Here is an 11774-nt window from a genome sequence, read left to right on the forward strand (position 1 = left end):
GATTGTGTTGTTTACCAACATTGGGAAGCCGTTCCGGTAGGACTACCTGCAGGTCCGGTAGCAATCCCTTTGACCCCCAATTGATTCAAAGTTAGTGTTTGGCACAGTGTATCGGCGGTTGCCTGAGCGTTTCTTGGTGTGGCTTGCAACGTATAAGTGCTCGTGGTTGGATTATTGATTGCCAAAGTATACCATCCTTCAGGAGACACTGCGGAACTTAATACATCCGTGGCATTCCCAGTACCGATGGTAGCGGTTTGATAAGTATGATTTTCGGAATAATAACGTTCCATACGACTTGCCAAGTCTAATAATGCGGACTGGCCGTCACTGCGTCGCGCTCGGGAAATGTAATCTCGATAGCTTGGATAGGCAATGCTGGCCAAAATGCCAATCACAACAAGTACGATCAATAATTCAATGAGCGAAAATCCTTTCTTCACTATATTCTCTCAGCCTTACATTAAATGACTTATATTAGGGCTTGACTATTTGGTTTGCAATGAAATAGCAACTACTTTCTTTCGTCAATGGATGTAAAACGGCTGCAACTGGTATTCAGGCATTCAGACTGATAAAATGCCTTATAGAATGGTTACAAATTTTACTGGTGGAGTTAAGAGATGCGCAATCAAAGAGTTGTGAGTTCGAAGCCAGTATATTTTCAGACATACTTTGATAACGTTTTAAATCAATTGGATTATTATTAATGACATCACATTGTGGGTATATTGCCTTGGTGGGGCGGCCAAATGTTGGCAAATCCACTCTTCTCAACCGAATATTACAGCAAAAGATAAGCATTACATCGCGTAAACCCCAAACAACCAGACACAGCATCCTGGGAATTCGTACCGAGGGAGAAGATCAATTCATCTACGTTGATACGCCTGGAATTCATCAGGGAGTAAGTAAAACCATTAATCGCATGATGAATAAAACAGCCATTGGGGTGTTGCGCGATGTGGATGCAATTGTTTTTTTAATCGATGGAATTCATTGGAAAGAAGAGGATCAAAGCGTTCTGGAACTGATAAAAAACGTTAAGGTACCGTGTTTTCTGGTGATTAATAAAGTGGATAAAATTATAGATAAAGCCATCCTATTACCCCGATTACAAACGTTAAGTCAACTCCATGATTTTACAGCAATCCTACCCTTGTCAGCCAAAACAGGCACTGGTGTCGATTCATTGCAGCATCAATTAAAAACAGTACTGCCAGAAGGGCCTCATTTGTTTGGTGATGATCAATTGACGGATCGTCCCACCCGTTTTTTATGTGCAGAATTAATTCGCGAAAAAATATTTCGTCTTTGTGGTCAGGAATTACCTTACTCCACAACGGTGGATATTGAAATGTTTCGGGATGAAGAGTCTCTTGTACGTATCCATGCGCTCATTTTGGTGGACAAGGAAAATCACAAGCGCATGATCATTGGCGATAAAGGCAGTAAATTGAAGGATATTGCCAGTAGCGCACGATTGGATATGGAGAAATTATTAGGTAAAAAGGTTTTTTTGCGTTGTTGGTGCAAGGTCAAGCCCGGCTGGTTAGATGACGAACGATTATTAAAGCAATTAGGTTATGATCATTGATGCGCTGCATGCCTGGGTATTACATAAACGTTGGATAGGCGATACTAGTGCGCTGGTGACGTTTTTTACCTTTGAACAGGGTATTATCACGAGTACATGTAAGGGAGGACGTACACCTAAAAAGCAAGCCTTGCTGCAGGAGTTTACCCCGTTATGGCTGGCGATTAACCAGCAGGGGAACCATTGCTACGTCCGTCAGATTGAAATGATGACTGCTCCTTTGCAACTAACAGGACATGGGCTTTTTGCGGCTCTTTACGTGAATGAATTGCTTTATTATTTTTTACGTCCAAATGATGAATCTGCAAAACTTTACAAAGCTTATGAGTCACTATTAAATGCCTTGCTTGTTGCGCAGGACCGTATTGAAATTGAAATGGCTTTAAGACGTTTTGAATGGATGTTGCTGGTTTGCTGTGGTTATTCGATGTCGCTGACGTATGATATTGATGGAAGACTTATTTTGGCGGATCGCTGCTATCAGCTATTGAATGGTGAGGGGTTTGTAGAAGCGAAAAACGGCGTTTCAGGCAGGCATATTATTGCTTTTTCACAAGATAAATTTGATGATGTTGAAACATTAAAAGCAGTAAAATGGATGATGCGCCGTACTATTGAATTTGTCCTGGATGGGAAACCTATTAGATCACGAAAGCTATATCAATCATTAAGAACATAAAAAGACGGTGATAAATGAAAAAAATATACTTCTTGGGGTTAATATTGACCATATTGCGACGCTACGTCAGGCGCGTGGTACCCGTTATCCTGACCCGGTTCAGGCTGCGATAGAGGCTGAAGAAGCAGGAGCAGATGGGATTACACTGCATTTGCGTGAAGATAAACGCCACATACAACCGCGAGATGTCCGCTTAATTAAAGAAATTTTGCAAACCCGAATGAATCTTGAAATGGCAGTAACAGAGCCCATGCTGGATTTTGCTGAAGAAATTGCTCCGGCTCATGTTTGTTTCGTGCCTGAAAAACGCGAAGAGCTGACCACTGAAGGCGGATTGGATGTTGTCAGTCATTATAAACTTGTAGAACATGCCGTAAAAAGAATGCAGGCGATGGGAAGTGAAGTATCCTTATTTATTGATCCCGACATCAAACAGATTGATGCTTCTCTTGCCGTAGGAGCTCAGGCTGTTGAATTACATACGGGTTGTTATGCGGAGGCTGCGGCTAAAGAAGAGCAGCATGAAGAATTGAAACGTATTAGACAAACAGCTGAATATGCTGCTAAGCTGGGATTGATTGTTAATGCTGGTCACGGTTTGCATTATCATAATGTTAAACCGATTGCGGCTATTAATGAATTGAATGAGTTGAATATTGGCCATGCGATCATTGCCAGAGCCCTGTTTTCTGGCTTAAAAGAAGCTGTAAGATCCATGCGTCAACTGATGCAGGAAGCAAGATAGAAACACCAGGTCTGAATAAATCAGCGGCATTTGCAACCGTAAAACAAATGATCAACAGACCTCACTTATATGAGAAATTATGTCAATGACTGATGCGATTGTTATCCGCCTTACGGGTGATTCTGGGGATGGCGTGCAATTGGTTGGCGAACAGCTAACCATCACGGCAGCACTGGCTGGTCATGATGTGCGAACATTGCCTGATTTCCCAGCAGAAATTCGTGCGCCCGCTGGAACAGTCGCCGGTGTGTCGGGTTTTCAGCTGGCTATGGCTGAACAAGCTGTGTTTACTGCTGGGGAAACATTGGATGTGCTGGTGGCGTTGAATCCGGCCGCATTAAAAAATTCTTTGCCGTATCTAAACCATGGTGGGTTATTGATTGTTAATGAAGACAGTCTGCAAGCGAAAGATTGGGAAAAAGCAGGAATTGGTCCAGAGTTTCTGCAAGATGCACAACAGCAGTATCAAGTGCTTTGCTTACCCTTAATCACCAATACCTTAAAGGCTGTAGAAGCATTGGATTTAAGCCATGCCCAAGCAAAAAAAGCAAAAAACTTTTATGTGTTGGGGCTGGTGTTGTGGTTATTTGATTTGCCTTCTGACCACTGTCTTGCTTTTATTGCCAGAAAATTTAAATCAACACCGCAAATCGCTAAAGCCAATGAGCTAACCTTACTTGCTGGCTATAATTATGCGATGACTTTGGAGTTAAGTCGCCGTCAGTACATGTTAGGACAAATGAATCGGCAGCCTGGCAATTATCGTCAAATCACAGGCGTTGAAGCTGTGGCTCTTGCGGTTGCTACGGTTGCTGTATGCACTAAAACACCAGCCCTGGTTGCAGGATACCCCATCACTCCAGCATCGGCTATTTTACAAGAATGCGCGCAGTTAACTGATTTTGGTGTCAATCTTTTGCAGGCCGAAGATGAAATTGCTGCGATTTGCGCCTGTATTGGAGCAGCGTTTGGTGGACGCTTGGCATTAACTTGCACATCGGGCCCTGGTCTGGACTTAAAAAGCGAAGGTCTTGGGTTGGCGGTGGTGACTGAGTTGCCATTGGTGCTGGTTGATGTGCAGCGTGCTGGTGCCTCCACGGGCATGCCCACTAAAACAGAACAGAGTGATCTTCGTCAGGCAATGTATGGCCGACATGGAGAGGCGCCTTTACCAGTCTTGGCGGCTATTTCTCCTGCTGATTGCTTTGCAACGGTTATTGAAGCATTTAACCTTGCAATTAAATACATGACCCCTGTTATTGTTTTATTAGATGCTTATCTGGCAAATGCGGCTGAGCCGTGGGAAATTCCTGAATTAAACTCACTGAATATGCCGACTCTTGAGTTTAATCGTTTTGCTAAACCATATCAGAGAGATGACTATTTGAGTCGAAGCTGGAATATTCCGGGCACTCCGGGATTCATTCATCAACTGGGTGGATTGGAGAAAGAAGGGGAAGATGGGCACGTCAGTTATGATGCGAAAAATCATCAAAGGATGGTGGACCTGCGTGCAAAAAAAATAGCTGATATTGCCCGCGAATACCCGGCTGTATGCATTGATGGGGAACCTCATGCGCCTACCTTGTTAATTGGTTGGGGCAGTACGTATGGTAGCCTTAAATCTGCTTGCAAACAATGTCAGAACGACAACATCCCTGTGGCATTGGTGCATTTACGTCATTTACATCCATTACCGGCCGAACTTGGTGATATTTTAAAGAATTATAAACAAATCCTGGTGGCTGAACTAAATACAGGTCAGTTATGCGATATATTGCGGGCCAAGTATTTGAGGGATGTTCAGCCAATTCTTCAATGCAATGGCCAGCCTTTTACGACGACCCGTCTCGTGGAGGCTATTAAAGCGCATGTTGGAATCGTTAGCCATGAATGAAATAAATTACAGTCGCGATGATTTTACTAATGATAATGAAGTTCGCTGGTGTCCAGGATGCGGAGATTATGCCATTTTAGCTGCCTTGCAACGCGTGTTACCTGAGCTTGGCTTACCTCCGGAACAACATGTATTCGTGTCTGGTATTGGCTGTGCTGGTCGTCTTCCTTATTACATGAATACGTATGGACTGCATACTATCCATGGCCGGGCAACGGCTGTGGCGACAGGCCTGAAAGCGCTGCGTGATGATTTGTGTGTATGGGTCATCACGGGAGACGGCGACGCTTTAAGTATTGGTGGCAATCACTTGATTCATTGTTTACGCCGTAACGTCAACCTCAATATTTTATTGATTAATAATCAGGTGTATGGGTTAACAAAAGGCCAATTTTCACCAACGTCACAACAAGGGCAGGTCACAAAAACCTCACCGATGGGCGTTGCTGTTCAGCCCATTAACCCTCTGGCTTTGGCGTTATCGGCTGGAGCCAGTTTTGTGGCGCGTGCTGTCGATAAAGATCCTAATCATTTGGCGGAGATTCTTAAACAAGCTTACGAACATAAAGGATGTGCTTTCATTGAAATTTATCAGGATTGCAATATCTTTAATCGGGGTGCATTTGATAATTTTGCTTTAAAAGCTAACCGTTCAAAAAATACGTTAGCATTAAAGGAAGGGTTTCCTTTATTGTTTGGGGAAAACCATGAGCATGGCCTGACGTTGGCGGATGGGATGCTGCAACGGGTAGATGCTGAAAAAGCAAGTGACTATCAGCATGATCCTGCTAATTTTCTAGCTGCAATGCGTCTTGCCTGCCTCACTTATCCTGATTATCCGGTACCTTTAGGCGTATATTATCGGGCACAAAGGCCATTGTTTAGCTTAGACGGCGAGTTTAAAAAATCTGAACAGGATCTGGAACTATTATTTCGCTCAAAAGCAAGCTGGCAGCAGCAATAAGCAGAGTAAGACCCGTACCATTTAATTAACAAACGCCTTCGCAAGGTGACTCAAAATTTTTTTTCCTCTCCGCGCAGGCGGAAATGTACTTCTTAGGATGGTTTATGACTGCGTGTGAATAATGGATTTTCGCTGCCGGAAATGACACAAATAAAATACAATCAAGGCATGACTTTGCCTTGTAACAGTATGTATTCAGGTTAATTTTTCTAAGAGGTTGTCAATATTCTGACATTTTATAACTCTGTACATGACAAAAAATCTGTCATGCCCGCGCAGGCGGGCAACCATCTATCAAAATAATCCAATACCCAAATCAAGCCACTGGGGATTGTTTTGCTCGATAAGGTTTATTTTCCATTGTCGGTTCCATTTCTTGATGCGTTTTTCTCTAGTTATCGCTTCGTAGACATCCGAATGAATTTCATAATAAACCAAGTGATGAACATTGTACTTTTTGGTGAATCCTTCAGCCAAGCCTTCTTTGTGTTGCCAAATTCGTTGCACAAGGTTACTTGTTATGCCGGTATATAGGTTCCATATTTTTTACTGGCTAATATGTAAACATCATATTGTTTTTCTTCCATGTTTCATCCTACAAGTAGCATATTTACAAAACATGTCATTCTCGCCTTGTTCCAGCCAAAATACACGTTTAAACTATCCTTCAACTCGTTGATACACTCCATATAACCTCCTTTTGGCGATCGAGATTATATGATTTTCATTGTATGTCAGCGAGTTATCTTAATTTACTTCCGTGCCAAACCAGAAATGGTGGCCCGCCTGCGCGGGCATGACAGATTTTTTTGTCATGTACAGAGATTTTATAAGAAAAAAGAGGACGACACGTTGTCCTTTGCAAAAGACAACGTGTCGTGGGTTTTAATCGCGACCGGAAAAGGCGCTTAAAAGATTCAGCAGGCTGATAAACAAGTTGTATATTGAAACAAACAACGAGACCGTTGCAGAAATATAGTTGGTTTCACCACCATGAATGATGGCGCTGGTTTGCAAAAGAATCAAGCCAGATGAAATTAATATAAATACAGCAGAAATTCCAAGATACAAGGCTGGAATTTGCAGGAATATATTAGCAATCATTGCCAGCAGGGCCACCATAACAGCAACAAATAGAAAGCCTCCCAGATAGCTGAAATCTTTGCGTGTGGTTAAGGCATAGCCGGACAACGCAAAAAAGATGAGGCCAGTACCGCCCAGTGCGGTGGTAACAATTTGCGAACCATTTGAGAAATTTGCTATATAAAAATTCAAGATGGGCCCTATGGCATAACCCATAAATCCGGTAAACGCAAATACGCTGACAAGTCCCCAGGCACTATTTCTTAGGGCATTGGTAAGAAACATCAAACCATATACTCCAACAATAAAAAGCAAGGGATTGAGAGGACGTGCATTCACTGCAAATGCAGTATAAGCAGTTAAGGCGCTGAAGAGAAATGTCATGCCCAGCAATAAATAAGTATTTCGTAATACCTTATTGCTGGCAAGAACGGATTCTGTTCTGCGGTTTAACACGGAAACGTCATTTCTGTTCATGTGTAACTCCAGATGATTTATATTCTATTTTAGCATAGATATATAGATAAGGGCATTTTATTACGATATCAAGTTTATCGGGATGATTTTTTGTTGACAAGTGGGTCTTAACCCCCAAAACTTCATATTGAATCAATAGTATGTTGTAGTTATCTAAAAAAATAAAGCTACGCCTATTCAGTTAGTTACCACTGGCTAATTAAATTTTAGAGGATTTATTATGTCTCGTGTTGCGGTGATTCAAATGGTTTCATCAGCCAACGTCAAAAACAATCTGAATCAACTTTCCGAATGGTTTGCTGATGCTCGAGATGAAGGAGCCAAATTGCTGGTTTTACCTGAAAATTTTGCATTTATGGGGATGAATGAAAAAGATAAATTTCAGGTTGCGGAAGACTATGGACAAGGTGAAATACAACAAAAAATTGGCACACTTGCTAGGCAATATCAGCTATGGGTTATTGCTGGCACGATGTTATTGAAAACGCAAGGAAATCGCTTGCGATCAGGGTGTTTGGTTTATGATGACAAGGGCATTGTTGTTGCACGTTATGATAAAATTCATTTATTTGATGTGCGGGTATCCGAACAGGAGGCGCATCAAGAATCCTTAACCATTGAACCAGGTAGCGACGTTGTTGTGGTCGACACTCCAATAGGGCGAGTAGGGTTGAGTGTTTGTTATGATTTGCGTTTTGCGGAATTATACCAACAATTAGTAATGAAAGGGGCTGAGCTTTTTACAGTACCATCAGCGTTCACGGCAATCACTGGCAAGGCACATTGGGAGGTGTTACTCAGAGCGCGTGCTATTGAAAATTTATGTTACGTTCTTGCAGCGAATCAGGGTGGATTGCATGAAAATGGCCGAAACACTTATGGGCATAGCATGATTATTGACCCTTGGGGACGTATTTTAAGCAGGCGGCGGCAGGGGACAGGAATGATTGTGGCGGAGATTGATTTACAACAATTACATCATATGCGTCAGGAGTTTCCTTGCCTTGATCACCATGTATTATAAAATATATTCATGTAGGTAGAATTTATGAAGTTAACAACATTAGCTATTGCTAAAGATATTTTATTAAAACCGGCGGCATTAGATGAATCTGGAATAGAAAAACTGATTCATTCCATGATGGATCGCTATATTGATGATGCAGATCTTTATTTTCAAAGCTGCAGTTATGAATCTTGGTATTTGGAAGATTCCCAAGTAAAAAGTGGCAGTTATTCCATTGATCGCGGCGTTGGCATTCGGGCCGTCAGCGGTGAAAAAACAGGTTATGCTTATTGCGATGATATTTTATTACCAGCAATGGAGCGGGCAGCGGATGCAGCACGTTCCATCGCATTCAGCGGTGGTAAAATAACACCTGCCATTAAAGTGGCTACTGCACCCGTGGTGCGTTATGCAGGTCAAAATCCCATTGAAGGCCTGAGCAAGCAGGAAAAAATTGCTTTGCTTGAAGCGATTGATAAAGAAGCAAGAAAGCTTGATCCCAGAGTGATTCAGGTCAATGCTTCGCTAAGTGGATGTTATGAAGTGGTTATGGTCGCTGGTATGCATAGTCCAATGATTGCCGATATCAGACCGTTGGTAAGCATCAATGTCAGTGTGATTGTTGAGCAAAATGGACGCCGAGAATCCGCGCGTTCTGGCGGTGGTGGTCGAGTGGGCTATTCGTTTTTTCTGGAGCAGGAAAGAGCACTGGAATATGCACGGGAGGCGGTGCGGGAAGCGTTAGTAAACCTTGAGGCAGAGGATGCCCCGGCAGGCATGATGCCGGTGGTATTAGGTCCAGGTTGGCCTGGCGTACTGCTGCATGAAGCGGTGGGTCATGGATTGGAAGGTGATTTTAACCGTAAAGGGTTGTCCGCGTTTTCTGGGCGTTTGGGGCAAGTAGTGGCTGCTCCTGGGGTGACGGTGGTGGATAATGGAACCCTTGAAAACCGCCGAGGTTCACTGACGATGGATGATGAAGGCACACCAACCCAATGTACGACCTTAATTGAAAATGGGGTACTCGTGAATTACATGCAAGATAAATTAAATGCCAGACTAATGGGCATGCAGCCCACAGGAAACTGTCGTCGAGAATCCTATGCTCATGTGCCGATGCCCAGAATGACAAACACTTATATGTTGGCAGGTTCCCACGATCCAGAGGAAATTATACGTTCTGTGCAAAATGGTTTATATGCTGTCAATTTTGGCGGTGGACAAGTGGATATTACGTCGGGGCAATTTGTATTTTCGGCGAGTGAAGCTTATCTCATTGAAAATGGTCGCGTCACAAGGCCAGTGAAAGGGGCAACTTTGATTGGGAATGGCCCTGAGGTCATGAAAAAAATCAGCATGATAGGTAATGATTTGAAACTGGATGGTGGCATTGGTGTTTGTGGCAAAGATGGGCAGTCTGTGCCCGTTGGTGTTGGACAGCCGACTTTAAAGATCGACGCATTAACCGTAGGTGGAACTCGATAGTATCCATGCGTTCTTTAGCTCATGTTCTAGATCTTGTGGGTGAGTCGCAAGGCATACTCTGCAACAACGCCGGATAAATGGCGGAATGTCGAAGTCACGTTTGTTTTCATGCGTGGTCTTGGGGACACTGAAGGACAGTCTTGACTGTAGGAGAAAAAGGGATGCAGTCTGGTCCATTAAAACATTCAATTTGTCATCTTTTATTAAAACATGAACAGCAAAATGGCGGGCGAATTTATTTACGGCAACCCAAAGCTGGTGTTTGGCATGAGCTAACCTGGATGCAGGTTATGCATCAGGCACGTCAAGTAGCGCGCTTTTTGCAAACGTTAGCGCTTAAAAAAGGCGCGCATGTCTCTATTTATTCTAAGAACTGTGCGGAATGGTTTATTGCCGATTTTGGTATCACTTTGGCCGGTATGGTGAATGTGCCTTTATTTCCTAATCAGCATAAAGACGGCATTGAGTATGTGTTGAATCATGCGGAAATAGAACTCGTTTTTATTGGTAAACTGGATAAGCATGTCGAAACACGAAAATACATTCCTGAGAAATTCAGGACGGTGAGCTTTGATTATCACGCGCATTTGAATACGACGTATCGTTGGCCAGATGTGTTGACCGGTGAGCCGCTGCAAGACATTGTTTTTCCAAAAGCAGAGGATGTTTATACTATTATTTATTCTTCTGGTACTGCCGATACTCCAAAAGGTGCTGTCTATACGCATGAAGCCATTGCGAATTATTTGGCCATTTTTCCTGAGGACATACGTCGGACAACGGATTTACAACATCATCGTCTCCTGTCTTACTTGCCGCTTGCCCATGTGTATGAACGTTCAGCGATTGAATTGGCAAGCCTTGCTATCGTCAGTGAGGTTTCCTTTGTTGAAAGTCTGGAAACGTTTGCAAAGAATTTGCAGGAGGTGAAGCCGACATTTTTTGCGGCTGTACCTAGAGTGTGGGGCATATTTCAACATAAAATTGAGCGAAAATTACCTAAAACCCTGTTAAATGGTCTTTTGAAAATTCCTTTTTTGTCAGGGTTTATTAAACATAAAATCAAACATCAACTGGGTTTGCAACGTTCAAGAGGCAATATTTCCGGAGCATCTCATTTACCAACAGCAATCAATGACTTTTTTGAAAAGTTGGGCATTCTCATTCAGGAAGGATATGGACAAACTGAAAATTTTGCTTACGCGACATTATCGTTATTGAAAGAGCGCAAACGAGGATATGTAGGTACACCGCGGTTTCAGGTTGAGATAAAAATAGGTGATAATCAGGAACTGCTGATGAAATCCCCGTGTCTTATGGCGTGTTACTATAAGGATGAAATGGCAACTAAGAATGCTCTTGTTGAGGATGGCTGGCTGCGTACGGGAGATATTGCAGACATTGATGCAAAGCAACGAGTTAAAATATTGGGTCGCTTGTCAGAAAATTTCAAAAATCAAAAAGGGGAATTTATTGTTCCAACCCCAATAGAAAAAAAGGTTTGACTAATCCGATGATTGAACATTTGTGTTTGGTTGGCCGGGAGTTGGCAAGCAATGTGCTCTTGGTTTCATTGAACCAGAAAGCACGAAAACAGCCGAAAAGTGAAGTCAAAGAAAGCTTGCAGAATACCTTGCGTGTTGTTAATGCAGGCTTGAAGAGTTATGAAAAAATCAGTCATATTTTAGTGGTTCAGGACGCCTGGACTACTGAAAATGATGTGCTTACACCGACGTTGAAAGTAAAACGGCGTGTTATTGAAAGGCGATATCAGGATTTTATTCATAAGGCTGTTGCACAACCAGAAACGATTGTATGGGAATATACTCTTCGCGCTTGAG

At 42.7% G+C, this 11774-nt stretch carries 11 protein-coding genes and 1 pseudogene; 9 read left to right on the top strand and 3 right to left on the bottom strand.

Translation table 11 applies throughout. From position 1 onward, the window contains the following. Positions 1-11: 11 nt before the first annotated feature. Positions 12-443 carry a type IV pilin protein gene (locus LOA_RS05240; RefSeq protein ID WP_025385444.1) on the bottom strand — a complete coding sequence of 144 codons (432 nt, stop codon included), beginning with the start codon at positions 441-443 and terminating at the stop codon, positions 12-14. Positions 444-709: 266 nt separating this feature from the next. Here LOA_RS05240 and era point away from each other — a divergent pair, with 266 nt between their 5' ends. The 5 genes from era to LOA_RS05265 all read left to right on the top strand — a co-directional run bounded on the left by era (position 710) and on the right by LOA_RS05265 (position 5882). Continuing rightward, complete coding sequence (era, locus tag LOA_RS05245) at positions 710-1597, top strand: GTPase Era (RefSeq protein WP_025385445.1); 888 nt, start codon at positions 710-712, stop codon at positions 1595-1597. Continuing rightward, entirely contained in the window at positions 1587-2276 is a 690-nt protein-coding gene (gene recO / locus LOA_RS05250; RefSeq protein WP_025385446.1) for a DNA repair protein RecO, read from the top strand. The genes era and recO overlap by 11 nt, the downstream gene beginning before the upstream one ends. Before the next feature lie 7 nt (positions 2277-2283). Then, the gene (gene pdxJ / locus LOA_RS05255; RefSeq protein ID WP_025385447.1) at positions 2284-3021 is read left to right on the top strand and encodes a pyridoxine 5'-phosphate synthase; all 738 of its coding nucleotides are present in this window, start codon (positions 2284-2286) and stop codon (positions 3019-3021) included. Positions 3022-3100: 79 nt separating this feature from the next. Then, positions 3101-4918 (top strand): 2-oxoacid:acceptor oxidoreductase subunit alpha, encoded by a 1818-nt coding sequence (locus LOA_RS05260; protein ID WP_025385448.1) that lies wholly within the window; start codon positions 3101-3103, stop codon positions 4916-4918. Continuing rightward, positions 4911-5882 (top strand): 2-oxoacid:ferredoxin oxidoreductase subunit beta, encoded by a 972-nt coding sequence (locus LOA_RS05265; protein WP_025385449.1) that lies wholly within the window; start codon positions 4911-4913, stop codon positions 5880-5882. The genes LOA_RS05260 and LOA_RS05265 overlap by 8 nt, the downstream gene beginning before the upstream one ends. 294 nt (positions 5883-6176) lie before the next feature. Here the strand turns inward: LOA_RS05265 and LOA_RS05270 are convergent. Then, positions 6177-6469: pseudogene (locus LOA_RS05270) on the bottom strand (GIY-YIG nuclease family protein). 298 nt (positions 6470-6767) lie between these two features. Then, the gene (locus tag LOA_RS05275; protein WP_025385450.1) at positions 6768-7442 is read right to left on the bottom strand and encodes a Bax inhibitor-1/YccA family protein; all 675 of its coding nucleotides are present in this window, start codon (positions 7440-7442) and stop codon (positions 6768-6770) included. A gap of 220 nt (positions 7443-7662) precedes the next feature. Between LOA_RS05275 and LOA_RS05280 the strand changes: the two genes are divergently transcribed. The 4 genes from LOA_RS05280 to LOA_RS15210 all read left to right on the top strand — a co-directional run bounded on the left by LOA_RS05280 (position 7663) and on the right by LOA_RS15210 (position 11773). Next, positions 7663-8466: a carbon-nitrogen hydrolase family protein gene (locus tag LOA_RS05280; RefSeq protein ID WP_025385451.1), complete on the top strand. Its 804-nt coding sequence runs from the start codon at positions 7663-7665 to the stop codon at positions 8464-8466. A 24-nt stretch (positions 8467-8490) separates the two neighbouring features. Beyond that, on the top strand, positions 8491-9933 hold the full coding sequence (tldD, locus tag LOA_RS05285) for a metalloprotease TldD (RefSeq protein WP_042238744.1): 1443 nt from the start codon (positions 8491-8493) through the stop codon (positions 9931-9933). 161 nt (positions 9934-10094) lie between these two features. After that, a complete protein-coding gene (locus LOA_RS05290) occupies positions 10095-11438 on the top strand; it encodes an AMP-binding protein (RefSeq protein ID WP_238551334.1) in 1344 nt (447 codons plus the stop codon). An 8-nt stretch (positions 11439-11446) separates the two neighbouring features. Next, the gene (locus LOA_RS15210; protein WP_238551335.1) at positions 11447-11773 is read left to right on the top strand and encodes a hypothetical protein; all 327 of its coding nucleotides are present in this window, start codon (positions 11447-11449) and stop codon (positions 11771-11773) included. Position 11774 lies beyond the last annotated feature (1 nt).

The organism is Legionella oakridgensis ATCC 33761 = DSM 21215 (assembly GCF_000512355.1).
In the GTDB taxonomy this organism is placed as follows: Bacteria; Pseudomonadota; Gammaproteobacteria; order Legionellales; family Legionellaceae; genus Legionella_A; species Legionella_A oakridgensis.